General features: G+C 70.8%; 24 protein-coding genes. 8 read left to right on the top strand and 16 right to left on the bottom strand.

Annotation, left to right across the window (positions count from 1 at the left end; translation table 11 throughout):
- Positions 1-17: 17 nt before the first annotated feature.
- Entirely contained in the window at positions 18-776 is a 759-nt protein-coding gene (locus tag ABEA43_RS51800) for an SDR family oxidoreductase (protein ID WP_345573769.1), read from the bottom strand.
- A gap of 46 nt (positions 777-822) precedes the next feature.
- On the opposite strand from ABEA43_RS51800, the gene ABEA43_RS51805 reads away from it, so the two are divergent.
- Genes ABEA43_RS51805 through ABEA43_RS51820 form a run of 4 tightly spaced genes read left to right on the top strand, consistent with a single transcriptional unit; the run spans position 823 to position 4,088 of the window.
- Positions 823-1,560, top strand: a complete 738-nt coding sequence (locus ABEA43_RS51805; RefSeq protein WP_345573771.1) for an enoyl-CoA hydratase family protein — start codon at positions 823-825, stop codon at positions 1,558-1,560.
- The gene (locus ABEA43_RS51810) at positions 1,557-2,345 is read left to right on the top strand and encodes a CoA transferase subunit A (RefSeq protein ID WP_345573773.1); all 789 of its coding nucleotides are present in this window, start codon (positions 1,557-1,559) and stop codon (positions 2,343-2,345) included. Before ABEA43_RS51805 ends, ABEA43_RS51810 begins: the two co-directional genes overlap by 4 nt.
- Positions 2,329-3,063, top strand: coding sequence for a CoA-transferase subunit beta (locus ABEA43_RS51815; protein ID WP_345573775.1), 735 nt, complete (start codon positions 2,329-2,331; stop codon positions 3,061-3,063). The genes ABEA43_RS51810 and ABEA43_RS51815 overlap by 17 nt, the downstream gene beginning before the upstream one ends.
- Positions 3,060-4,088: an NAD(P)H-dependent flavin oxidoreductase gene (locus tag ABEA43_RS51820; protein WP_345573777.1), complete on the top strand. Its 1,029-nt coding sequence runs from the start codon at positions 3,060-3,062 to the stop codon at positions 4,086-4,088. Before ABEA43_RS51815 ends, ABEA43_RS51820 begins: the two co-directional genes overlap by 4 nt.
- A gap of 7 nt (positions 4,089-4,095) precedes the next feature.
- Here the strand turns inward: ABEA43_RS51820 and ABEA43_RS51825 are convergent, their stop codons facing one another.
- Genes ABEA43_RS51825 through ABEA43_RS51840 form a run of 4 tightly spaced genes read right to left on the bottom strand, consistent with a single transcriptional unit; the run spans position 4,096 to position 8,821 of the window.
- Positions 4,096-4,767 (bottom strand): pentapeptide repeat-containing protein, encoded by a 672-nt coding sequence (locus ABEA43_RS51825; RefSeq protein ID WP_345573779.1) that lies wholly within the window; start codon positions 4,765-4,767, stop codon positions 4,096-4,098.
- A 4-nt stretch (positions 4,768-4,771) separates the two neighbouring features.
- The gene (locus tag ABEA43_RS51830) at positions 4,772-6,250 is read right to left on the bottom strand and encodes a glycoside hydrolase family 3 protein (RefSeq protein ID WP_345573781.1); all 1,479 of its coding nucleotides are present in this window, start codon (positions 6,248-6,250) and stop codon (positions 4,772-4,774) included.
- A 26-nt stretch (positions 6,251-6,276) separates the two neighbouring features.
- On the bottom strand, positions 6,277-7,641 hold the full coding sequence (locus ABEA43_RS51835) for an alkaline phosphatase D family protein (protein ID WP_345573783.1): 1,365 nt from the start codon (positions 7,639-7,641) through the stop codon (positions 6,277-6,279).
- 4 nt (positions 7,642-7,645) lie between these two features.
- A complete protein-coding gene (locus ABEA43_RS51840; RefSeq protein WP_345573785.1) occupies positions 7,646-8,821 on the bottom strand; it encodes an acetyl-CoA C-acetyltransferase in 1,176 nt (391 codons plus the stop codon).
- A gap of 97 nt (positions 8,822-8,918) precedes the next feature.
- Between ABEA43_RS51840 and ABEA43_RS51845 the strand changes: the two genes are divergently transcribed.
- Positions 8,919-9,587, top strand: coding sequence for a TetR/AcrR family transcriptional regulator (locus tag ABEA43_RS51845; protein WP_345573787.1), 669 nt, complete (start codon positions 8,919-8,921; stop codon positions 9,585-9,587).
- Positions 9,584-10,264, top strand: a complete 681-nt coding sequence (locus tag ABEA43_RS51850) for a DNA alkylation repair protein (RefSeq protein WP_345573789.1) — start codon at positions 9,584-9,586, stop codon at positions 10,262-10,264. The genes ABEA43_RS51845 and ABEA43_RS51850 overlap by 4 nt, the downstream gene beginning before the upstream one ends.
- Positions 10,265-10,280: 16 nt before the next feature.
- On the opposite strand, the gene ABEA43_RS51855 is transcribed toward ABEA43_RS51850, so the two are convergent.
- Positions 10,281-11,120 carry a LysR family transcriptional regulator gene (locus ABEA43_RS51855; RefSeq protein ID WP_345573873.1) on the bottom strand — a complete coding sequence of 280 codons (840 nt, stop codon included), beginning with the start codon at positions 11,118-11,120 and terminating at the stop codon, positions 10,281-10,283.
- Positions 11,121-11,206: 86 nt separating this feature from the next.
- Between ABEA43_RS51855 and metE the strand changes: the two genes are divergently transcribed.
- On the top strand, positions 11,207-13,354 hold the full coding sequence (gene metE / locus ABEA43_RS51860) for a 5-methyltetrahydropteroyltriglutamate--homocysteine S-methyltransferase (RefSeq protein ID WP_345573792.1): 2,148 nt from the start codon (positions 11,207-11,209) through the stop codon (positions 13,352-13,354).
- 112 nt (positions 13,355-13,466) lie between these two features.
- Here the strand turns inward: metE and ABEA43_RS51865 are convergent, their stop codons facing one another.
- From ABEA43_RS51865 to ABEA43_RS51910, 10 genes are all read right to left on the bottom strand, one after another.
- Positions 13,467-13,733, bottom strand: a complete 267-nt coding sequence (locus tag ABEA43_RS51865) for a hypothetical protein (protein ID WP_345573794.1) — start codon at positions 13,731-13,733, stop codon at positions 13,467-13,469.
- On the bottom strand, positions 13,730-13,978 hold the full coding sequence (locus ABEA43_RS51870) for a hypothetical protein (protein WP_345573796.1): 249 nt from the start codon (positions 13,976-13,978) through the stop codon (positions 13,730-13,732). Before ABEA43_RS51870 ends, ABEA43_RS51865 begins: the two co-directional genes overlap by 4 nt.
- A gap of 196 nt (positions 13,979-14,174) precedes the next feature.
- A complete protein-coding gene (locus ABEA43_RS51875) occupies positions 14,175-14,726 on the bottom strand; it encodes a GNAT family N-acetyltransferase (protein ID WP_345573798.1) in 552 nt (183 codons plus the stop codon).
- Positions 14,727-14,815: 89 nt separating this feature from the next.
- Positions 14,816-14,959, bottom strand: a complete 144-nt coding sequence (locus tag ABEA43_RS51880; protein WP_345573800.1) for a hypothetical protein — start codon at positions 14,957-14,959, stop codon at positions 14,816-14,818.
- Positions 14,960-15,175: 216 nt separating this feature from the next.
- The gene (locus ABEA43_RS51885; RefSeq protein ID WP_345573802.1) at positions 15,176-16,021 is read right to left on the bottom strand and encodes a phosphotransferase family protein; all 846 of its coding nucleotides are present in this window, start codon (positions 16,019-16,021) and stop codon (positions 15,176-15,178) included.
- A gap of 37 nt (positions 16,022-16,058) precedes the next feature.
- Positions 16,059-16,976, bottom strand: coding sequence for a carbohydrate ABC transporter permease (locus tag ABEA43_RS51890; protein ID WP_345573804.1), 918 nt, complete (start codon positions 16,974-16,976; stop codon positions 16,059-16,061).
- On the bottom strand, positions 16,976-17,887 hold the full coding sequence (locus ABEA43_RS51895) for a carbohydrate ABC transporter permease (protein ID WP_345573806.1): 912 nt from the start codon (positions 17,885-17,887) through the stop codon (positions 16,976-16,978). Before ABEA43_RS51895 ends, ABEA43_RS51890 begins: the two co-directional genes overlap by 1 nt.
- Positions 17,887-19,299 (bottom strand): N-acetylglucosamine/diacetylchitobiose ABC transporter substrate-binding protein, encoded by a 1,413-nt coding sequence (ngcE, locus tag ABEA43_RS51900; protein WP_345573808.1) that lies wholly within the window; start codon positions 19,297-19,299, stop codon positions 17,887-17,889. The genes ABEA43_RS51895 and ngcE overlap by 1 nt, the downstream gene beginning before the upstream one ends.
- Positions 19,300-19,318: 19 nt before the next feature.
- Positions 19,319-20,053: a sugar isomerase domain-containing protein gene (locus tag ABEA43_RS51905; RefSeq protein ID WP_345573810.1), complete on the bottom strand. Its 735-nt coding sequence runs from the start codon at positions 20,051-20,053 to the stop codon at positions 19,319-19,321.
- Entirely contained in the window at positions 20,054-20,923 is an 870-nt protein-coding gene (locus tag ABEA43_RS51910; RefSeq protein WP_345573812.1) for a MurR/RpiR family transcriptional regulator, read from the bottom strand. It lies immediately after the preceding gene.
- A gap of 79 nt (positions 20,924-21,002) precedes the next feature.
- On the opposite strand from ABEA43_RS51910, the gene ABEA43_RS51915 reads away from it, so the two are divergent.
- On the top strand, positions 21,003-22,001 hold the full coding sequence (locus ABEA43_RS51915; protein WP_345573814.1) for an N-acetylglucosamine kinase: 999 nt from the start codon (positions 21,003-21,005) through the stop codon (positions 21,999-22,001).
- The last annotated feature ends 460 nt before the right edge of the window (positions 22,002-22,461 follow it).

Genomic DNA, 22,461 nt, shown 5'->3' on the forward strand with positions numbered 1-22,461 from the left:
AGGATCATGCAGAGATATCAGGAAATGTCGTCGGAAGCCAGGCTTTGGGCGGCCAGGTAGCTCCAGGCGGGGATCTCGCCGCCGCCGTCCACCCGCACCTGCGCGCCGGTGACGTAGCCGGGGGCGGCCAGCCAGAGGCACGCCTGGGCCACGTCGGCCGGCGTCGCCATCCGCCCGGCGGGAACGGCGGCCCCGATCCGCTCGTCGCCGTGCCCGCCGTAGTGGCCGGCGGCGCTCTCCCCGGTGTCGGCCAGGCCGACGACCACCGCGTTGACGCGTACCAGCGGGGCCCATTCGGCCGCCAGGCAGCGGGCCAGGTGGTGCAGCCCGGCCTTGGCGGCGCCGTACGCGGCGGTGCCGGGCGAGGGGCGGGCGCCGCTGGCGCTGCCGATCATCACGATCGCCCCCTCGGCCGCGGCGAGCAGGGGGTAGGCGCACTGGGAGACCAGCAGCGGGGCCGTCAGGTTGAGCTCGATGACGCGGGCGTGCAGGCGCGGCGAGGTGCCGGCCAGCGGCGCGTACGGCGTGCCGCCCGCGTTGTTGACGACCACGTCGAGCCGCTCGAACCCCGCGACGAGCCGCTCGACGTCGCCGGGGACGCGCACGTCTGCCCGCACGAACCGGATCCCGCCGCCGTCGCCCGCGGCGGGTGTCCTGGCGCACACGGTCACGTCGGCGCCCGCGTCGCGGAAGGCCCTGGCTATGCCCGCGCCGATGCCCTTGGTGCCGCCGGTCACCAGGACGGACTTGCCCGTGTAGTCGTAAGTCACCGTCACGGGTGCTACCGTACCAAGCAAGCGTTAGGTGCAACCAGGGAGCGGGATGGGGATCACGCTACGGGACGGGCCGGTCGCCGAAGTCGTCGTGGACGTGCCGCCGGTGAACGCGCTGACGGTGCGGGCCTGGGAGGAGCTGGCCGAGGCCGTGCGCGGGGCCGGGAACGAGCCGGCGACCAGGGTCGTCGTGTTGCGCGCGGAGGGCCGTGGGTTCAACGCCGGAGTCGACATCAAGGAGATGCAGGCCACCGAGGGGCACGCCGCGCTGGTCGGCGCGAACCGGGCCTGCTACGCGGCGTTCGCGGCGGTCTACGAGTGCGCGGTGCCGGTGATCGCGGCGGTCCACGGGCACTGCCTGGGCGGCGGCGTCGGCCTGGCCGGGAACGCCGACATCGTGGTCGCCGCCGACGACGCCTACTTCGGGCTGCCCGAGGTGGACAGGGGCGCGCTTGGCGCGGCCACGCACCTGGCCCGGCTGGTGCCCCAGCACCTCATGCGGGCCATGGTCTACACGTGCAGGAACGTCACGGCGGCCGAGCTGCACGCGTTCGGGTCCGTGCTGACGGTCGTGCCGCGCGACAAGCTGCGCGACGCCGCGCTGGAGGTGGCGGAGCAGATCGCGGCCAAGGACCCGTACGTGATCCGCCGCGCCAAGGAGTCGCTCAACGGCATCGACCCGGTGGACGTCAACCGCAGCTACCGCTTCGAGCAGGGCTTCACCTTCGAGCTGAACCTGATGGGCGCGGGCGACAGGCACCGCGACCGCTTCGTGGAGGGCCCATGACGAAGGTCATGGCGGCCGAGCAGGTCGCCGGCTCGCTGGAGAGCGGGATGACGGTCGGGATCGGCGGCTGGGGCTCGCGCCGCAAGCCGATGGCCCTGGTACGCGCCATCCTGCGGACCCCCGTGGACGACCTCACGATCATCTCGTACGGCGGCCCGGACGTCGGCATGCTGTGCGCGGCGGGGAAGGTGCGCAGGGTCGTGGCCCCGTTCGTCACGCTCGACACCATCCCCCTGGAGCCCCATTTCCGGCGGGCCAGGCAGGCGGGGGCGATCGAGTTCGTGGAGTACGACGAGGGCATGTTCATGTTCGGGCTGCTGGCGGCGGCGCACCGGCTGCCGTTCCTGCCGACGCGGGCGGGGATGGGGTCGGACGTGCTGCGGATCAACCCGGGGCTGCGGACGGTGCGCTCGCCGTACGAGGACGGGGAGGAGCTGATCGCGGTGCCCGCGCTGCGGATGGACGTGGCCCTCGTGCACCTGAACCGGGCCGACGCGCGCGGGAACGCCCAGTACCTCGGCCCCGATCCGTACTTCGACGACCTCTACGCCAAGGCGGCCGGGCGGTGTTACGTCTCGTGCGAGCGCGTGGTGGACCCGGCCGACCTGCTGAAGGAGGGGCCGGTGCAGTCGTTGCTGATCAGCCGGTCGATGGTGGCGGGCGTGGTGGAGGCCCCCGGCGGTGCGGGGTTCACCTCGTGCGAGCCCGACTACGGGCGGGACGAGGCGGAGCAGCGGCGCTATGCCGAGACGCCATGGGAGGACTTCCATGACCAGCAGGGCTGACGTGTGCGTGGTGGCGTGCGCGGAGGCGTTCAGGGGCGACGGGGAGATCCTGGCGGCCGGGATCGGCGGGCCCGTCACGGTGCTGGCGGCGCGGCTGGCGCGGCTGACGTTCGAGCCGGAGCTGCTCACCCACGACGGCGTCTGCCTGCTCACCGGCGACGTGCCCCCGCTGGGCCGGGCGCCGGAGGTGGTGGAGGGCTGGCTGCCGTTCCGCGAGCATCTGTGGCTGGTGCTGAACGGCCGCAGGCACGTCATGCTCGGAGCCTCCCAGATCGACCGGCACGGCAACACGAACATCTCCTGCATCGGCGACTGGGCCAGGCCCAAGGCGCAGCTGCTCGGCATGCGCGGCGCGCCGGGGAACACGCGCTGCGACCCGACGAGCTACTGGATCCCCCGCCACTCCCCCCGCGTGTTCGTGCGCGCCGTGGACGTGGTGAGCGGGCTCGGCACCGACAGGGGCGCCCACGACCTGCGGCGCGTGGTGACGAACCTGGCCGTCCTGGACTTCGGCTCGCCCGGCGGCTCGCCCGGCGGGTCGATGCGGCTGGTGTCGGTGCATCCCGGCGTACGGGTGGCCGACGTGGTGGCCGCGACCGGCTTCGACCTGGACGTTCCCGCAAACGTCGGTGAGACGCGGCAGCCGACCGGCGAGGAGATGGACGTCCTCGACCGCCTCGACCCCGGCAGGACGCGCGACCGCGAGGTGGCGGCTTGAGGACCGCGCTGACCGACCTGGTCGGATGCCGGTATCCGATCGTGCAGACCGGGATGGGGTACGTCGCCGGCGCGCGGCTGGCGGCGGCCACCTCGAAGGCGGGCGGCCTGGGCGTGATCGGGGCGGCCACCATGTCCGTGGCCGAGATGACCGAGGCCGTCCGGCGGGTCAAGGAGCGGACGGACGCGCCCTTCGGGGTGAACCTCCGCTCCGACGCCGACGACGCGGCCGAACGGGTGGAGGTGCTGATCAGGGAGGGCGTGCGGGTGGCGTCGTTCGCGATGGCGCCCAGGAGGGAGCTGATCGCCCGGCTCAAGGACGCCGGCGTGGTGACGATCCCGTCGGTGGGTGCGCGCCGGCACGCCGAGAAGGTGGCGGACTGGGGCGTGGACGCCGTGATCGTGCAGGGCGGCGAGGGCGGCGGGCACACCGGGCCCGTGGCCACCACGCTGCTGCTGCCGCAGGTGGTGGACGCGGTCGGCATCCCGGTGATCGCGGCAGGCGGGTTCTTCGACGGGCGCGGGCTGGTGGCCGCGCTGGCCTACGGGGCCTGCGGGATCGCCATGGGGACCAGATTCCTGCTCACGAGCGACTCCACCGTGCCCGAGCAGGTCAAGCAGGTCTATCTGGCGGCGCGGGAGACCGTGGTGACGACGAGGGTGGACGGGGTGCCGCACCGGGTGCTCAACACCCCGTTCGTGACCTCGCTCGAACGCTCGCGGCTGGTCAGGGCGGTGGTGAACGGGGCCAGGTTCAAGCGGCTGTCCGGGCTCTCGTGGGCCGAGATGCTCCGCGAGGGTCGGCGGATGAAGCGCGGGCGCGAGCTGACCTGGGCGCAGGTGCTCCAGGCGGCCAACACGCCCGTGCTGCTGCGGGCCGCCATGGTGGACGGCCAGGCCGACCTGGGGGTGATGGCCTCCGGGCAGGTGGTGGGGGTCATCGACGAGCTGCCGTCGTGTCAGGAGCTGATCGACCGGATCATGGCGGAGGCCGAGACCACGCTGGCCGACCTCAAGGGCCTGTGAGGACGGCTTAGAGCACGGTGATGCCGCGGGCGGCGAGGATGGCGTTGGCCTGGGTCTGGTTGATGATCGCGCCCGCGAACGCGCGCAGCCTGTCGTCGTCCGGCTGACCCAGATCCGCCCCGCGCAGATCCGCTTTGGCGAACTTCGTCAGCAGCAGCCGCGCCCCGATCAGCCGGCAGTCGCTGAACGTCGCCTCCGTGAAGTCGCACCCCGACAGGTCGGCGTCGTCGAAGCGCACGCTCTCGATGCGCTCACCGCGCAGCGAGCAGCCGCCCAGGTTCGCCATGGTCAGGTTGGAGCTGGCGACCGTGAAGCCGGTGCCGCGCGAGGCCGTGAGCGCGGCGCCGATCATCCGGCAGCCCGTGAACGACACGTCCGTGAGCAGCGCGCCGCCGAACTGGGCCGACGACAGGTCCACGTTGGCGAAGGACACGTCGATGAGGTCGGCGTCACTGAACCTGATCCGCATCCCGCCACCCCCGGAGAAGGTCGCCCCGTCCAGGTCGGCCTTGCGGAAGTCGGTCTCCTCCAGCACGCACGACTCGAACCGCGCCCCGGCCAGCGAGGCCCCCCAGAAGTCCGTCTCCGTGAGATCGCAGTCGCGGAAGACGTGCGTCTCCCCCTGCGGGAGGCGGTCGGTCAGCGCCTTGTGTGAGAGGTCCTCGCCGTCGAATTCCATGGTGTCAAAGGCTACCGGTGAGCGCCTCCGCCGCCGCCTGCCCGCAGACCCTGGCGGAGCCGTACGTGGCGATGTGCACGGCGCCCAGATCGGACCTGGCGGGCAGCCCCATCTCCACCACCACCGCGTCGGGACGTGCGCTCAGCAGATGCCGCAGCGCCTCGCCCTGCCAGGCGTAGCGGTGCACGTCGCGGACCACGACGACCAGGGGCCGCCCGGTGGACGCGGCGATCAGGCGCTCCAGGGCCGCCCCTGTCGCCTCCCCCGCCGCCAGCCGGGTGACCGCGGTGCCCGGCAGCAGCCGGCCGAGCGGCTCGCCGACGCCCCACGGGGTGCCCTTGTCGATGGCCAGGTTCATCTCCGGGGCCAGCTCCACCACGTGCGCGGCGGCGGTCAGCGGCAGCACGGGCGCGGTGGACCTGCGGGTGATCCGCACCGCCCGCCGGGCCGCGGTGAGGCCGATGCAGCCGTTCTCCGGTACGGGGCTGCCCGAGGAGGTGGCCCAGCCGGCCAGCTCGCGGACCCTGCGAGCGGCGTCGGCCAGCCGCTCCTCGGGCAGCAGTCCTTCGGTCACCGCCGCGGCGATCGCGTCGCGGATCCCGGCGGCGGTCGCCTCGTCGGCGCTCTCGCCGCCGACGCAGATCGCGTCGGCTCCCGCCGCGATGGCGCGGGCGGAGGCGCCCCCGATCCCGTACGCCCCCGACACCGCGGCCATTTCGATGCCGTCAGTGATGATCATCCCTTGGAAGCCGAGCTCCTCGCGCAGCAGCCCGGTGAGCACCTTGGGGCTGAGCGTGGCGGGCAGCTCGGCGTCGTACGAGGGCACGAGGAGGTGGCCGGTCATGACCGCCTTGACCCCCTCCTTGATCGCCTCCCGGAAAGGGAGCAGCGCGTCCGCGATCCCGTCCTCGGCCACGACGGGCACGCCGTGGTGGGAGTCGACCGAGGTGTCACCGTGCCCGGGGAAGTGCTTGGCGCAGGCGGCCACGCCCGCCGACTGCAGGCCGCGGACGAACGCCCTGGTGTGCCGCGAGACGAGCACCGGGTCCGCGCCGAAGGCCCGCAGGCCGATGACCGGGTTGTCCGGGTTGGAGTTCACGTCGGCCGAGGGCGCGAAGTCGATCGTGATGCCCGCCGCCGCCAGGTCCCCGCCGAGGTGCCTGGCCAGGTCCTCGGTCAGCCCGACGTCGTCCACGACCCCCAGCGCGTACCCTCCTGGGCGGCTGCTGCCGGTGGCCACCTCCAGCCTCGTGACCTCGCCGGACTCCTCGTCGGTGCCGACGAGCACCGAGGGGTTCTCCGCACGCAGCGCGGCGGTCAGCCGGGCCACTTGGGCGGGGTCGGCGATGTTGCGCGAGAACAGCACGACGCCGGCCAGCCCCTCGCCGAGCCGGCGGCGGAGCCAGTCAGGAGGCGCGTGTCCGGTGAAACCGGGGAAAAGGACGGCGTCGGCGAGGCGAAGCAGGTCACCGCTCAGGGGCATGACCCGAAATCTAATAGGAAAGTTTCCTATTTGCTAGAGGCATTTTCTAACGTCAGCCCACTCCCGTCAGTGACGAACTCCGCCACTGTACGCACTGGAGCCCCTTTCTTGTCCACGAAGTCCACCGCACGGTAGGCCACCCGCAACTCTGCGGGTCCGGCCGAGCACGACAGGTAACCCCGGTGCCCGTCGAAGAACTTCAGATGCGGGTTGGCCGCCAGCACGGCGGCGCCGTCGGTCTCCGGCGGCATGCTGCTGATCGCGCTGGCCACGAACTCGGCGCCCACCGTGGCCGAGGCCGGATCCAGGAAGTCGGCCTTCAGCTCGCCCGCCCAGGCGTTGTGCACGTCCCCGCTGAACACCACCAGCCCGGGGGCCCGCGTCGCCAGGATCCGCCCGCGCTGGTCCGGGTGGCCGTCCCAGGAGTCGAGCCGCAGGTTCGGCTGCGGCCCTGGGACGAATCGGCGGGCGAAGAACAGCGGCTGGATCAGCACCCGCCACCGGACCGGGCTGGTGTGCAGACGGGAGATCAGCCACTGCTCCTGGGCCGCGCCGAGCATGGTGGTGGCGCTCCGGTGCTGGCGCGCGTCGAGCACCATGAAGTCGGCGGTCAGCCCGTAGGTCCGCCGGCGGAACATCTGCAGGTTGCCGTCCTGCGGGCGCACCCGCAGCGGCTGGTGCTCGTAGTAGGCCTGGTAGGCGGCCGCCCTGCGCTTCTTGAACGCCTCGGAGCCGTCGCCCTTGCCCCGGTAGTCGTCGAGCACCTCGTGATCGTCCCAGGTGGGCACCCAGGGCGCGGCGGCGTGCGCGGCCTGGAGGTCGAGGTCGGTCTTGTAGCGCGCGTAACGCAGGCGGTATTCGTGCAGCTTGCTCGCCTCGCCGGGCAGCGGCCCGACCGGGCGCACCACGCGGGCCGACTGCCGCAGCTCGTAGATGTAGTCGCCGACGTGGAAGACCACGTCCGGCCGTTCGTCGGCGAGATGCCGGAAGGCGGTGTAGAACCCGTGCTCGTAACGCTGGCAGTTGGCGACCGCGAAGCGCACGGTCCGCGTCGAGGCCGGGTCGTCGGCGGTCCTGGTGCGCCCGACGGGGCTCTGCTGGGTGCCCGCCCTGAACCGGTAGTAGTAGTCGGCGCCCGGCCTGAGCCCGTCCACCCGGACGTGGACGCTGTGCGCCCAGAGCGGCAGCGCCTGGATCTGCCCATGGCGCAGGCCCTTGGTGAAGCGGTCGTCCTCGGCGAGCTGCCAGCGCACGTCCACGGACCGCGGGGACATGCCCCCTGGACGCCGGGGATCGGTGTGCAGGGGATCGACGGCTAATCGCGTCCAGAGCACCACGCCGTCGGGCAGCGGCTCGCCGGAGGCGACGCCCAGGGTGAAGGGGTTGGCCATACCCTCATGGTGACGCAGGGCCGGGGGTGCCGAGCCGTTCGATGACGGTGACGTTGGCCTGTCCTCCGCCTTCGCACATGGTCTGCAGCCCGTACCTCCCGCCCGTGCGCTCCAGTTCGTGCAGCAGTTTGACGGCCAGCACGGCGCCGGTCGCGCCGAGCGGGTGGCCGTGGGCGATCGCGCCGCCGTTCGGGTTGACCTTGGCGGGGTCGGCGCCGGTCTCCTTGATCCAGGCCAGGACGACGGACGCGAAGGCCTCGTTGATCTCGATCGCGTCGAAGTCGCCGATCGACATGCCGGTCATGCCGAGCGCGTGGACCGTGGCCGGGATCGGGGCGGAGAGCATCATGATCGGGTCCGCGCCGCGTACCGACAGATGGTGGACGCGGGCGCGTGGCGTCAGGCCGTGCTCCTCCACCGCCCTGGGCGATGCGACCAGGAGGGCGGCGGCGCCGTCGGAGATCTGCGAGGCCAGGGCGGCGGTGAGCCGGCCGCCGTCCGTCAGCGGCTTGAGCCCGGCCATCCTGCCCAGGGTGGTGTCCCTGCGCGGGCCCTCGTCGGTGGCGACGCCCTCGTAAGGGGCGATCTCGCGCCGGAAATATCCGGCGTCGATGGCGTGCAGGGCCCGGCGGTGCGACTCGTACGCGTACCGCTCCATCTCCTCGCGCGAGACGTCCCAGGCGGCGGCGATCCGCTCCGCGCCGGTGAACTGGGAGACCTCCTGCGTCCCGTACCGCTCGGCCCAGCCCTTGGAGCCGGAGAACGGCGTCTCGTGGCCGAGCGGCCGGCCCGCCAGCATCGCGGAGGAGATGGGGATCATGCTCATGTTCTGCACGCCGCCCGCCACCACCAGGTCGTTCGTGCCCGAGAGCACGGCCTGGGCGGCGAAGTGCAGCGCCTGCTGCGAGGAGCCGCACTGGCGGTCGATGGTGACGCCGGGCACCTCCTCGGGGAACCCGGCCGCCAGCCAGCACGTACGGGCGACGTCCCCGGCCTGGGGCCCGATCGTGTCCACGCAGCCGAAGATCACGTCCTCGACGGCCGACGGATCGGCGTCCGCCCGCCCCATCAGCTCCTTGAGCACGTGCGCGCCCAGATCGGCGGGGTGGGCCAGGGCCAGGCCGCCGTTCCTGCGCCCGATGGGGGTGCGGACGGCACCGACGATGTAGGCCTCGCTCATCCCGGCATCGTAGCAAGCGCTTGGTATACAGCGGAATGGCACATGAGCAGGGCCGGTTAGGTGAACAAGCGATTGTCTGAGGGCTCATAATGGTGACGTGACCACGCGAAAGAACTCCGGCACAGCCACCACCCCGGCTAAGCGCCAGCGCGCGACCTCATCGGGGCCGGCGTCCGAGCGCCGCGACCACCTCGTCAAGCTCGCCGCGGAGCTCTTCGCGCGCAAGGGCTTCCAGGCCACGACAGTACGCGAGATCGCCGACGAGGCGGGCATCCTCTCCGGAAGTCTCTACCACCACTTCGACTCCAAAGAGACGATCGTCGACGAGGTGCTGTCCACCTTCCTCGACGACCTCATCGCCCGCTACCGCGCGGCTCTCGACACCACCGCCGACGCGCGCACGGTGCTGTCGGAGATGGTCCGCATCGGCTTCGGCACGCTGGAGCCGCACCGGGCGGCGATCACGGTGATGCAGAACGACTGGAACTACCTGCGGCAGTTCGAGCGGTTCAACTACCTGGTCAAGGCCGAGGACGAGGTCGAGCAGATCTGGGTGCAGCAGATCAAGGCCGGGCAGGCGGCCGGGCTGTTCAGGTCCGACGTCGACCCCAAGCTCACCTACCGGATGATCCGCGACACCATCTGGGTGGCGGTGCGCTGGTTCCGCCCCGGCGGCCGGCTCAACACCAGCGGCCTGGCCGAGCACTACATCACCGTGCTCTTCGACGGGCTCGCCACGGGCGAGCGCTCCACTCAAAAGGGATGAGCCTCGGCAAGGCGGTGCGGCTCGCGCTGCAGTCTGTGGCCGAGCCGGGCAAGGCCGAGGCCATGCGGGCCTACATGAAGTCGACGATGCCGTTCCTGGGCGTCCAGGCGGTGCCGCGGCGCACGGCGCTCAAGCGGGTGTTCGCCGACCACCGCCTGGACAGCGCGCCCGAATGGCGGCGGGCGGTGCTGTCGCTGTGGCGCGAGGCCGAATACCGCGAGGAGCGCTACGCCGCGGTCGAGCTGTCCGGCTATCACCTCTACCGGGAGTTCCAGACGCTCTACACGGTCCCGATGTACGAGGAGATGATCGTCACAGGGGCCTGGTGGGACCTGGTGGACGAGCTGGCCACGCACCGGATGGGCGCCCTGCTGACGGCCTTCCCCGACTCGATGCGCCCGCTCATGCTGGAGTGGGCGCACCACGACGACCTGTGGAAGCGCCGCACCGCGATCCTCTGCCAAAACCGCTTCAAGCAGCGCACCGACACCGCCCTGCTGTTCGCGTGCATCGAGCCGAGCCTGTCGGACAACGACTTCTTCGCACGCAAGGCCATCGGGTGGGCGTTACGCGAATACGCCAAGACCAACCCCTCCGAGGTGATCCGCTACGTCAAGGCGAAGGGGATCACGGGCCTGAGCCGCCGCGAGGCACTGAAGAACGTGCCCGTGATCTAGCCCGTGACCTGGCTCGTCACCTCGTCCACAAGGCGTCCTGAACGGCCTGCACCAGGGCCATCAGCTCGGGCGTGACGCGCTCCTTCGACCAGGCCAGCGCGTACGTGATGCGCAGGTCGCCCGCGTCGAGCGGCACGAACCGGACGTCCTCCCGCCTGATGGTCCGTGCCAGCAGCTGCGGGATCGGCAGCAGCCCCGCGCCCGCCGCCACCAGGTCGAGCGCGGCGGCGAAGTCGTCGTCGGCCACCGTGCGCGAGCGGCCGGGCAGGCCCGCCCACGGCCGGCTGCCGGGCGAGAGCAGCACCTCGCCGCCCAGCTCCGCCCCCTCGACCCTGGTCCTGGACTCCAGCCGGTGCCCGGCGGGGACGGCCAGGTGATCGACGGTGACGTGGAACCTGGCCGCCGTGACGAACTGCGCGGGCGCCGGCGTCGCCAGGATCGCGGCCGAGACCTCACCGTTCGCGAGCGCCTGCGCGGCCGTGCCGCGTCCCGCCGCCCGCAGCTCCACCCCGATCGCCGGGCTGCGCCCCGCCAGCCGCCGCGCGATCCGCGCCGCCAGCGCGCCGACCAACGGTGGATAAGCCAGGTGAATGGTCGGCCGGGCCAATCGGGCCGCTTCCGTGGTGAACGCGCGGGCCGCCTCGATCGCCTGCTCCGCGTACGGCAGCAGCGCCTTCCCCTCGGCCGTGAGCCGCACCTCGCGGGCGGTCCGGTCGAAGAGCCTGACCCCGGCGGCGCGTTCGAGCCTGATGATGGCCTGGCTCATGGCGGGCTGGGACATCCCCAGGTCGGCGGCGGCCTTGGAGAAGCTGAGCCGGCCGGCGACCGCGGCGAAGCAGTGCATCTCCTTCTGCATAAGCAGCACCAATACATGATGCACGAGGTTCGGAGTGCTCGGCAGGATGCAGCGATCTGCCGAACGACATCGAGGAGTCAACGATCATGTCCCCATTCCCCAGGTCCACTGTGCTCGGGTACCCGCGGATCGGGCCGCGCAGGGAGCTGAAGCGGGCGCTGGAGTCGTACTGGGACGGGCGGTCGAGCCGGGCCGAGCTCGACCAGGCAGGCGCCGAGCTCAGGGAGCGGACCTGGCGGCGGCTGGCCGAGCTGGGGCTGGAAGGGCTGCCGTCGAACACGTTCTCGCTGTACGACCAGGTGCTCGACACGGCGGTGCTGCTCGGCGCGGTGCCGTCGCGCTATCGAGACGCGGCCGACCCCTATTTCGCGATGGCCAGGGGCACCGAGGGGCTGGCGCCGCTGCGGATGACGAAGTGGTTCGACACGAACTACCACTACATCGTGCCGGAGATCGGGCCGGACACCGTGTTCAAGCTGGACGCGGCCAAGCCGCTGGCCGAGGTGCGCGAGGCGCGGGCGCTCGGCTACGAGACGCGGCCCGTCGTCGTGGGGCCGGTGACGTTCCTGCTGCTGGGGTCCGCGCTGGACCGGCTGGACGACGTGCTGGGCTGCTACGAGGAGCTGCTGTCCGCGCTGGCCGCCGAGGGGGTCGAGTGGGTGCAGCTCGACGAGCCCGCGCTGGTGGGCGACAGGACGCCGGACGAGCTGGCCGCGCTCAAGTCCGCCTACGACCGGCTGGGCGGGCTCGGCACGCGGCCCGGCCTGTTCGTGGCCTCCTACTTCGGCGACCTCGGTACGGCGCTGCCGGTGCTGGCCGGCACCCCCGTGGAGGCCATCGGGGTGGACCTGGTGCGCGGCGGCGTCCCCGTCATCGACCTGTCGGGCAAGACCGTGGTGGCGGGCGTGGTGTCCGGGCGCGACGTGTGGCGCACCGCGCCGGAGCGGGCCCTGGCCGCGCTGGCCGCCGTACCGGCTGACGACGTGGTGGTGAGCACCTCGTGCTCGCTGCTGCACGTGCCTTACGACGTGGCCGCCGAGCCGGCGCTCGATCCCGCGTTGCGGGGGCGGCTGGCGTTCGCGGAGCAGAAGGTGGCCGAGGTGGTGGCGCTGGCGCGGACCGGGTTCCACGGCTCCGCGCCCGCCGGGCCCTCCGTGGCTCTGCCGGCGCCGGTCGTGCCCGAGTCGCGCAGCCCGTACGCGCTGCGGGCCGCCGCCCAGGCCGGGCACCTGCGGCTGCCCACGCTGCCGATCACCACGATCGGGTCGTTCCCGCAGACCGGCGAGCTGCGCGCGGCCAGGGCCGCCGTGAGCGCGGGCACCCTGTCGCAGGACGGCTACGAGCGGCAGGTCGAGGCCGAGATCGAACGGGCCATCAGGGTGCAGGAGCGGCTCGGCCTCGACGTGCTCGTGCACGGGGAGCCCGAACGCAACGACATGGTGCAGTACTTCGCCGAGCACCTCGACGGGTTCGCCGTCACCGCGAACGGATGGGTCCAGTCGTACGGGTCGCGCTGCACCCGGCCGCCGATCCTGCACGGCGACGTCAGCCGTCCCGCGCCGATCACCGTGCGCTGGGCCGGCTATGCCCAGTCGCTCACGGACAAGCCGGTCAAGGGCATGCTCACCGGGCCCGTCACGATCGTCGCCTGGTCGTTCGTCCGGGACGACCTGCCGCTGCGCGACGTGGTGTTCCAGGTGGCGGACGCCGTCAGGGACGAGGTGCGCGACCTGGAGGCCGCCGGGGTGTCGATCATCCAGGTGGACGAGCCCGCCCTGCGCGAGCTGCTGCCACTGCGGCGGGCCGCGCAGGAGGACTACCTGGAGTGGGCGGTGGCGGCGTACCGGCGAGCTACCTCGGGGGCAGGCGACCGTACTCAGATCCACACGCACCTGTGCTATTCGGACGCCGACCAGATCCTGGCCGCCATCGACGGGCTCGACGCGGACGTGACCACGATCGAGTCCGCCCGCTCCGGGGCGCGGATCCTGGGGGCGGTGGAGACGTTCGGGCGCGGGCTCGGGCCGGGCGTCTACGACATCCACTCACCCCGGGTGCCCGGGGCGGCGGAGGTCGAGGACCTGCTGCGGCGAACCCTGGCGGCGCTGCCGGCGGAGCGGGTGTGGGTGAACCCGGACTGCGGGCTGAAGACGCGGACGTACGAGCAGGTGGAGGCATCGCTGGCGAACGTCGTCACCGCCACCCGGAAGCTGCGCGCGGAACTGGGCGGATAGCCGCTCACGCGTAGAGCTCGGCTCCTCGGCGGCCCGCTTCACGTAGGCGGCCGAGGAGGGCGAGTGCCGCCGCCGAACCAGGCCTCACGCGGCCGCCGCGAGCGGCCGTGAATCAGAACAGAACCACGCGGGTGAGGATTACCTGTTGGTTCTTCCTGTCGACGCGGTACTCCGCAATGCCGCAACCCTTGGGGATCGGAATCTCCCGCCAGTCCGGGTCGCTACCGACTTGCTCGCTTCCCGGCAACCACGGGTCTTCACAGATCGCCACCGTGAGTGCGACTACGGTGGAAAAGACCTCAGCCGAGATTCGCGGGTCGGCGAGAATCTCGGCGACGACTTCCGAGGGGACGACAGGCCAGAGGTCGTCATCGTTCACTGAGCGCCGCGCTCTTGTCGTCGACGGGAGATCTCCTCCATAGTCGTCGTCGGCAGGGATCCTGCTTCGGCTGCCGAGCGCACACGATCACGCTCAGGATCGGTGTCGAGCATCGCACGGCCCCACCAGGCCATCAGCACACCATCCAACTCCGGGCCCTGCTGAGCTTCCAGCAGCTCGGCGAAGAACTGGGCGCGACGGCTTCCCCTTAGCGCGTCAGAGATGCCGCCGATGGTCCTCGGCACTCTCGGATGGTCCGCCGCACCTCCGTGAACGGGCTGAGCACTCATGACACCGCCTTTCATGCCACCAGAGTACGACGGAAGCGGAGTCACCCGCAGGAATCCTCGCGCACCAGCCGGGTCGTGCCGAGCGTTAAGAGAACGTCCAGGGCAGGTGAGACAAGGCAGTTTGGGCCCGTGCTGCGGCGGAACGGGCCGCTCACGCGTAGAGCTCGGTGAACTCCTCGATCGTCATGCCGAACAGGAACTCGTCGTCATAACGGCCGTTGGCGTAGCGGCTCCTGCGCCGGCGGCCCTCCTCCACGAACCCCAGCCGCCGGTGCAACGCCAGCGACGCGTCGTTGGAGCTGTAGACCCACGCCTCGGCCTTCTGATAACGGCGCTCGAAGAACATGAAGCGCAGCAGGAGGACGATGGCGTCGCTGGCGTAGCCCTTGCGGTGGTGGGCGGTGCCGATGCTGATCCCGTAGCAGAAGGTGCCGTGGTCGCGGTCGGTGTGATGGGCGACGATAGACCCGACGGGGGCGTTGTCGTCCTTGGTGGCGATCACCAGCTCGGGGGCGTCGAGGTCGGGCTGCCGCTCGGCCTCCTCGGCGGCCCGCTTCTTCGCGTAGGCAGCCGAGGAGGGCGGGTGCAGGCGCCAGCTGTTCCTGACCGCGTCGGAGTCTTCCTCGAAGGAGTGGAACGCCTCCCAGTCTTCGGGCTCGGTGGCGCGCAGGCGTACGCGCTCGCCCACCCATGCAGAGGTCATGCAGGCAGCAAACCAGGTATCACGCGGCCGCCGCGAGCCGTTTTCCCGGGGTCAGGTGACTCCCATTCGTCCGGCCAGGGCCCGCTGAGTCAGCACTCGGCTACGGTCTCGGCCGGCCGGTGCTCCTGAACCTGGGCCAGGAGCTCCTGCTTGCCCGCTGCCACGGCTTCCTCGCCACCGGCACGCCTCACATATTCGGTGCGAATGTCCTTCCACCGCACGTAACTCGTCATGCCCAGCTCTCCTCCGCGCGATGCTCCTTCAGATCGATACCAGAGTGGCCGCCCTCATGGACGAAGCGCTCCACGTGACGACCACTTGGGCTGTGGAGCCCGCCGGCCCACCCGGTAACCAGGTAACGGGTGAGCACCAGAGCGCCGCAGGCGCCTCGGGGCGGGCTCCGCCGGTCCACCACCCAGGAGGGCAAGGGTGGGTGGCAGTGGCGTGACCTACGAGAACGTCCAGGGGATGTGGGACAGGGCGGCGTCGGCGTAGTGGCTCGGGCCCGTGCTGAGCCCGTAGGCGAGGTCTTCGATCAGGGCGCAGCGGGCGTAGAAGAGCACCCGCGCCCGATCCTCCTCGTCCAGCTCGAACTCATAGTGCGACACCGTCAGTTCGAAGACCTCGGGACCCAGGTCGCGGTAGATCAGGGCGAAGTCGTGGGCCGGATCGGTGACGGCCGCGTCCGTCCAGTCGATGACGCCGGTGATCGAGCTGGTCCTGACGTCCACCAGCACGTGCTCGGCCCCCAGGTCGTTGTGGCAGAAGCGGAGGGTGCGCGGCTCGTCCGGCGGGGTGTCCCGGAGGAAGCGCTCCACGAGGGGCCGCTGGGCCTCCGGGACGTGCTGCTCGACGTCGCGGTAGTCGAGCTCGGCGTCCTGGAGGAGGGTCGGGGCCGGGTAGAGGTCCAGGGGCGCCAGCTCGCGCATCCGGCCCGGCGAGATCCCGTGCAGGGCGCCGAGGAAGCCGCCCAGCGGCTCGGCCAGCCGCTTGGGGTCGTCCAGGAGCTGCCGGCTGAGCGGTTCGCCGGGGAGCTTGCGGTACGCGATCACCCCCGACTCCTCGTCGGCGAAGACCACTTCCGGGACCGGCAGCGGGGACAGCTCCCTGACCGCGGCCAGGCGGGCGACCTCCTGCCGGGTCGTCTGGGGATCGGCCGCCTTGCTCGTCCGTACCAGCAGTTCGTCGTTGACCTCGTACACCGTGTTGTCGAGGCCGCGGCCGAGCCGGCGGAGGGAACGCACCCGGTAGTCGGGGAGATGGCGGGACAGCAACGCGCGGATGTCGCCAGTCACATTCCGCAGCCTAAGCCCGGCATGCCGGGCATGCGAGCTATTTGAGCGCCCCCGAGGTCAGGCCGGACTGGATCTGCCGCTGGAAGACGGTATAGACGATGAGCATGGGCAGGATGGCCAGGGTCAGGGCGGCGAAGAGGGCCGACCAGTCCTGGTCATATCCGGCGGCGGTGGAGATGTCGGCTATGCCCTGGGTGAGCACCCACTTGTCGCGTTCCTGGAGCAGGACCAGCGGGAGCTGGTACTGGTTCCACTGGCCCAGGATGTTGAAGATCGTGATGCTGATGATGCCGGGCCTGGCCATCGGCAGCATGATCTGGAAGAACACCCGCGTGTGCGAGGCCCCGTCCACCATCGCCGCCTCCCCCACCGCCGTCGGCAGCGTGCGGAAGAAGGCCGACAGGAAGAAGACCGTGAACGGCATCGAGTACGCGATGTAGACCAGCACCAGCCCCGCGTGCGTGTTCAGGCCGATGAACGGGCCGACCAACGGCACGTTCCCCATGTTCTGCACGACGAAGAACAGCGGCGTCAGCGCCAGATAGACCGGGAAGGCCAGCCCCGACACGAACAGCAGGTAGACCGCCCGGTTGCCGCGAAAGGGATAACGGGCCAGGACGTACGCGGCCATCGACCCGATGAGCATCGTCCCGAACGTGCTGAACGCCACCACGATGACGCTGTTGAGCATGTACTGACCGATGTGCGCCTGTTCCCAGGCCCTGGCGAAGTTGTCCCAGCGCAGCGAGGCGGGCAGCGACCAGGCGTCGCCGAAGATCTCGTCCTCGCTCTTCACCGAGGCCAGGAACGTCCACAGGATCGGCACCATCACCAGCAGCGTCCACACCAGCAGCGCGATGTGCGTCAGGATGCCGAGCGGGCCGAGCCGTCGTCTGCGCTCCTGGCGGGCGAGCTTACGCGAGTTCGCCACTGTCCAGGAGATCATCGTTGTCATCAGTACTCGATTCGTTCGCGCCGCGAGAAACGCAGCGAGAGGACCGCGAAGCCGACGGTGAAGAAGAACATCACCACGCCGAGGGCCGAGGCGTAGCCGAAGCGGAAGTATTGGAAGGCGTTGCGGTAGATCTCGGCGGCCATGACCGTGGTCGACCAGTCGGGGCCGCCGTGCTGGTCGGTCATCACCCACACGATCGCGAACACGTCGAGCGCCAGGATGCCCAGGTAGACCCAGGCCACCTGGACGGTGTCCCAGAGCAGCGGCAGCGTGATGCGGAAGAACAGGCTGAGCCGGCTCGCCCCGTCGATCTGCGCCGCCTCGAACATGTCCCTGGGGATCGAGGCGAGGCCGGCGGAGAACAGCACGACGTAGAAGCCGACCGCCTGCCACACCATGACGCCCAGCACCGACCAGAACGCCACATTGCGATTCGACAGGAAGCCGACCGGGTCCATGCCGAGCGCCATCAGCGGCCCGTTCAGCATGCCGCTGCCGTCCGGCCTGAACACCTGCTGGAACAGCACCGCCACCACCGCGACGGCCAGGACCTGCGGGAAGAAGAACACCACGCGGTAGAACTTCGACCCGCGGATCCCCGACACGCCCGCCGGCCCGCCCACGTTGAGGAGGAAGGCGAAGAACAGCGCGATGACGATCGTGATCAGCGGCAGCAGCACGAGCAGCGCGCCGTTGTGCGTGACCGCCTTCCAGAACGTGCTGTCGCTGAAGAGCCGCTGGAAGTTGTCCAGGCCGATGAAGGTCGGCGTGGCCGTCACGCCGCGCCAGTCCGTCATCGCGATGTAGAACGCCTGGAGGTACGGGGAGATCACGTACACCAGGTAGAGAATCACCGGGGCTGCCAGGAACGAGGTGATGAACAGCCCACGGCGATACCTGTTGAACATCATCAGCGCTTGTACTTCTTGATCGAGGAGTCGTTCTTGATCTCGTCGGCCTTCTTCTGCATCCGCTCCAGGTACTTGTCCGGCGTCAGGCCACCGGACATCAGCTCACCGGTGGCGGCGATGCCCTCGTCCTTGAGCGGGCCGTACCAGGTCTGCCAGCGGTAGTAGAGGGCGTTCGCGCCCGCGTCGGCGACCGCCTTGGAGGCGCTCGCGACGCCCGGCGAGTTCTGGCGGCCGTCGCTCGCGCCCTTGACCACGGTCACGGTACGGACGAGCTCGCTGAAGTCGCCGGCCGCCTTCTTCGACAGCATGGCCCGCAGGTACTCCATGCCCGCCTGGGGGTTGGCGCTCTTGGAGGAGACGATGAAGTTCTCGCCCGGCTGGGTGTGCAGGGTGCCGTACGGCATCTTGTCCGAGCTGGTGAAGTCGGGGATCGGGAACATGCCGTACTCGAAGTCGGCCGGGGTGGTGGTCTTCTGCTCGTTCTCCAGCCAGGAGCCGGAGGGGAGCATGGCCACCTTGTACTTGTTCTGGGCGGTCTGGGTCTGCACGTGGTCGAGGCCGGTGGTGCCCTCCATCAGGTATTTGGCGCCCACTTCGGCCCAGGCGGTGGCCGCGGTCTTCATGGCCTCGGTGGTCCAGGCGCCGTCCTCGAGGTTGTCGATGTTGACCAGCACCTCGCTGCCGCCGATCTTCGCGGCCATGGTCAGCAGGGGCTCGTAGAGGTATTGGGGGAACTTGCCGGCGTAGGTGAAGGGCGCCATCTTGCCGGACTTCTTGATGGTCTCGCAGAGCTTGAGGAACTCGTCCCAGGTCTTCGGGATCTGCCAGCCGTTGTCCTTGAAGACCTTCTGCGAGTACCAGATGCCGTGGATGTAGTTGACGTACCCGAGGACGCTGAACTTGCCGTCGTAGGTGCCGATGTCGATGACCGACTGGTCGATGGTGTCCCTGACCTTGGTGGCCGGGTCGTCCCACGAGGGCGCGTCGAGCAGCGGGGTCAGATCCTGCATCTGGCCGTCCTGGGCCAGCGCGCCGAAGTCCATGAAGTTGGCGCCGGAGTTGTCGATCACCTCGGGCGGGTTGCCGCCGGCGAAGCGCGGCTGGAGAACCTTGGTGATCTCCTTGGTCGCGTTGTGCTTGATCTCGACGCCGGCGTACTTGGTCTTGAACAGCGGCTGGTGGATGTTCTTGGCGTAGTCCTGGCCGAAGCCGCCGTCGAAGATCCACACCTCCAGCGGCTTGTCGGCGGCCACGCCGAACGGGTTGGCCGCGCTGGTCGCCACCGGCGCGGACGACGCTGTGGCGGCCGGCTTGGACGCCGGCGTGGCGCAGGCGGCGAGCGCGCCCGCCACGGGTACGAGCGCGGCTCCGCGCAGCAGCTCACGCCTGGAGATATGGGGGGTGTTAGGCATTGTCTCTACTCCTGACTTGTCATGATCCGCGCCGGATGCGCCCTGTGTAGCGGCTCTCCAGCGCCTTGTTGTGCTCGTCGCCGCCGGTGACGTTGACCGACAGGTAGATGGGAGGGGTCTCGCCCAGTGCCACGAGCGCGTCGACCGCCTCCGTGACCACCATCTGCGCGAGCAGCGCGGAGGTGATCGTGGAAACCGCACCGTAGCTGCCGCCGCCGGGCAGGTCGAGGATGGCGTCCCCGTACGGCGCGCCGTTGTCCAGGACGACGTCGGCCAGGTCGAGCAGCTTGCCGCCCGACGGATGGCGGGAGGTCATCCGGGTGCTGTGCTCGACCGAGGTCACCGCGATCAGGGGATGGCCGCGTTCCTTGACGATCGTGGCCAGCTCGACGACCGTGCCGTTCACGCCGGAGCTGGAGATCAGCACGAACACGTCCTGCGGCTCGACCGGCGCCAGGTCGTAGATCTGGTGGGCGACGGCCGGGTCCCGCTCCAGCTCGGGGGTGAGCACGCTCGGGGGCTGCCCGCCGTACAGCACGAGGTCCTTCGGCGAGAGGCGGTTGCTCGGCACGAGGCCGCCGGCCCGTCCGGCGATCTCCATGGCGATGGCCTCGGAGTGCCCCGAGCCGAACGCGTTGACCACGCCGCCCGCCCTGATCGAGGTCACCAGCAGCGCCGCGGCCTCGCTCACCCGGTCCGCCTGGCGCTCCGCGGCCTGGGCTGCCAGATCGAGGACCTTGGATGCGTACGTCATTCAGCCTCTTTCCATCCGGTGGCTCTCCACGGCGCTGATCGTGCGCTCGAACGCCTCGTTCGTGCGCTCGTAGGTCCGCTGGGCCACCGCCACGTACACGGCGTCCAGCACGAACAACTGCGAATGGACGGCGGCCAGCCCGCCGAGCCTGAACGTGGTCTCCCTGCTGGCGGTGGTCAGCACCAGATCGGCCAGCTCGGCCAGCGGCGAGCGGGCGAACGAGGTGACCGCCACGGACGTGGCCCCGTGGCTGGCGGCCTCCGCCAGCGCCTCCATGACCTCCCGTGTACGGCCCCGGTGGCTGATGCCGATGGCCACGTCGCCCGCCTTCAGCAGGGCCGCCTCCGACAGCGCCACGTGCGCGTCGCCCGCGCTCCAGCCGGGGATGCCGATGCGGCGCAGCCGTCCCTCGAACATCGTGGCGACGTTCCCGCTGGTCGAGACGCCGACGAGGAGCACACGGGGGGCGGCCACGATGGCGTCGGCGACCTGGGCGACGATGCCGAGGTCGAGTTGTGCCGCGGTGTCTTGGATGAGTCTCGTGTCGGCCGCCGCCATCACCTCGATGGCCGCGTCGAGCGGGTCGTCGGGGCCGATCTCGTGGCCGACGCCCGCGCCCCAGCCCGCCTGCGCGGCCCGGCCGGTCTCGGTGGCCAGCGCGACGCGCAGCTCGGCATAGCCGGAGAAGCCGAACGCCCGGCAGAACCTGGTCACGGTCGCGGGTGAGCTGCCGGCGCGCTCGGCCAGCGCGATGATGGTGGACCGCGCGGCCTCGGCCGGGTCGCCGAGTATCACCTCGCCGACTCTGCGCAGTGCCTCCGGCAAGCCGGGTAGTTCTGTCTCTACGCGCCCGAGGGCTCCTGAAGTCACGAATATTCCTTCCGGATACTCGGTCTTCTGGCGAAAATTATTCTTGCTTCCCGGCCACGTCAACCCCCAGACTCGGACCGTGACGCAATCGCTAGTCGTCGGTGTCGATGCCGGTGCCACCTCCACGCGAGTCTCCGTCCACACGCTCGACGGCACGCGAGTGGGCTACGCGCGGGCCGGGGCGGGCAACCCGACCGCCCACGGGCTGGCCAAGGCGGTGGCGGCGATCAGCGCGGCGCTGGAGGCGGCGCTCCCGCCCGGCGGCGGGCCGCTGGTGGTCGCGTCGCTGGCCGGGGTCGCGGGGCACGTCGCGGAGATGGTGCCCGAGCTGGCGAAGTCCTGGGCCTCCCACGGGATCGCCGAGGAGCCTCGGTACGTGGGCGACGTGCCGATCGCGTACGCGGCGGGGTCGCCGGAGCCTGACGGCTCCCTCCTGCTGTCCGGTACGGGCGCGGTGGCGGCCAGGTTCGTGGACCACCGGCTCGACGTGCTCGCCGACGGGCTGGGGTGGCTGCTGGGCGACGCGGGCTCCGGTTTCTGGATCGGCCGCGAGGGCGCCAGGGTCGTCGTCGACGCCCTGGACCGCGGCCTCCTGCCCGTCGAGGCCCTGGACCCCGCTCTCCTGCCCGTCGAAGCCCTCGATGCGGCGGGCGCCTCGCTGGCCGCGCTCGTCGGAGCGCACTTCCTCGGCGGCGAGCGGCCCGCCACGCCGCGCGCCGCCGCCGACCGCATCGTCCGGCTGGCGCAGGCCGACCACATGCGCCTGGCCGCCCTGTCCACGCTGGTCAGCCAGGCCGCCGAGGCGGGCGACCCCGAAGCGGTGAAGATCACGCACGCGGCCGCCGACCACCTGGCCGCCACGCTCAGGAGAGTGCACGTGTCCGGCCCGGTGGTGCTCGCGGGCAGCGTGCTGACCAGCGAGGGGCCGGTGCGTCATGCCGTGGTCGAGCGGCTGGCGGGCGAGCGGATCACCACGGCGGGCGACGCGGCCGGCGCGGCGGCCTGGCTGGCGGCCCGCGACTTCCTGACGGAGGCCGACGCCAAGACCGGGCACGCCGCCTTCACGTCCGGCGCCTGACGACGCCACCGCCCCCGGCGCCGTACCTGATCGCAGGACTGACGTTCAACCCTCGTGCTGCTGGGTCTTTCAGTTACGCCTCTTACCGCTCGACTGCGACAGCAGATCGGCCCACACGGCCATCGTGGTGGCGTGCCGGCCGCGCGCACACTCGTCGACCAAGGCGGCTCCTTCCCTTCGCCTGGTCCTGCGGATGAAGTACTGGTCACTGGCCTGACACAGCTCGTAGAACGTCGGCCGGCAGTAGCACGTGTAGTCCCGGACGCGTACACGGTCACCGGATGGCTGCAAAGGCGCCCAAGTAAGGGATGGCGTTGGCCCTGGCACATGAACCGAGTGGAACTGGCCATCTTCTGGTGTCGAAGCAGGCTCGATCATCACGTCAGCCTATAACCGGTCGTCTCCTCTTGTCTGCTTGTAGCGAGCGCTCTGCCTATATAGACAGCACGATATGAGAGCT

Source organism: Nonomuraea rosea (genome assembly GCF_039539705.1).
Taxonomy (GTDB): domain Bacteria; phylum Actinomycetota; class Actinomycetes; order Streptosporangiales; family Streptosporangiaceae; genus Nonomuraea; species Nonomuraea rosea.

What these genes read in the sequence shown, in the direction of transcription:
- ABEA43_RS51890 (WP_345573804.1), bottom strand. Translation starts at nt 16,976, where the DNA reads ATGACAACGATGATCTCCTGGACAGTGGCGAACTCGCGTAAGCTCGCC.
- ABEA43_RS51825 (WP_345573779.1), bottom strand. Translation starts at nt 4,767, where the DNA reads ATGGAATTCGACGGCGAGGACCTCTCACACAAGGCGCTGACCGACCGC.
- ABEA43_RS51880 (WP_345573800.1), bottom strand. Translation starts at nt 14,959, where the DNA reads ATGACGAGTTACGTGCGGTGGAAGGACATTCGCACCGAATATGTGAGG.
- ABEA43_RS51810 (WP_345573773.1), top strand. Translation starts at nt 1,557, where the DNA reads ATGACGAAGGTCATGGCGGCCGAGCAGGTCGCCGGCTCGCTGGAGAGC.
- ABEA43_RS51905 (WP_345573810.1), bottom strand. Translation starts at nt 20,053, where the DNA reads ATGACGTACGCATCCAAGGTCCTCGATCTGGCAGCCCAGGCCGCGGAG.
- ABEA43_RS51855 (WP_345573873.1), bottom strand. Translation starts at nt 11,120, where the DNA reads ATGCAGAAGGAGATGCACTGCTTCGCCGCGGTCGCCGGCCGGCTCAGC.
- ABEA43_RS51805 (WP_345573771.1), top strand. Translation starts at nt 823, where the DNA reads ATGGGGATCACGCTACGGGACGGGCCGGTCGCCGAAGTCGTCGTGGAC.
- ngcE (WP_345573808.1), bottom strand. Translation starts at nt 19,299, where the DNA reads ATGCCTAACACCCCCCATATCTCCAGGCGTGAGCTGCTGCGCGGAGCC.
- ABEA43_RS51835 (WP_345573783.1), bottom strand. Translation starts at nt 7,641, where the DNA reads ATGGCCAACCCCTTCACCCTGGGCGTCGCCTCCGGCGAGCCGCTGCCC.
- ABEA43_RS51815 (WP_345573775.1), top strand. Translation starts at nt 2,329, where the DNA reads ATGACCAGCAGGGCTGACGTGTGCGTGGTGGCGTGCGCGGAGGCGTTC.
- ABEA43_RS51895 (WP_345573806.1), bottom strand. Translation starts at nt 17,887, where the DNA reads ATGATGTTCAACAGGTATCGCCGTGGGCTGTTCATCACCTCGTTCCTG.
- ABEA43_RS51830 (WP_345573781.1), bottom strand. Translation starts at nt 6,250, where the DNA reads ATGCCCCTGAGCGGTGACCTGCTTCGCCTCGCCGACGCCGTCCTTTTC.
- ABEA43_RS51875 (WP_345573798.1), bottom strand. Translation starts at nt 14,726, where the DNA reads ATGACCTCTGCATGGGTGGGCGAGCGCGTACGCCTGCGCGCCACCGAG.
- ABEA43_RS51850 (WP_345573789.1), top strand. Translation starts at nt 9,584, where the DNA reads ATGAGCCTCGGCAAGGCGGTGCGGCTCGCGCTGCAGTCTGTGGCCGAG.
- metE (WP_345573792.1), top strand. Translation starts at nt 11,207, where the DNA reads ATGTCCCCATTCCCCAGGTCCACTGTGCTCGGGTACCCGCGGATCGGG.
- ABEA43_RS51840 (WP_345573785.1), bottom strand. Translation starts at nt 8,821, where the DNA reads ATGAGCGAGGCCTACATCGTCGGTGCCGTCCGCACCCCCATCGGGCGC.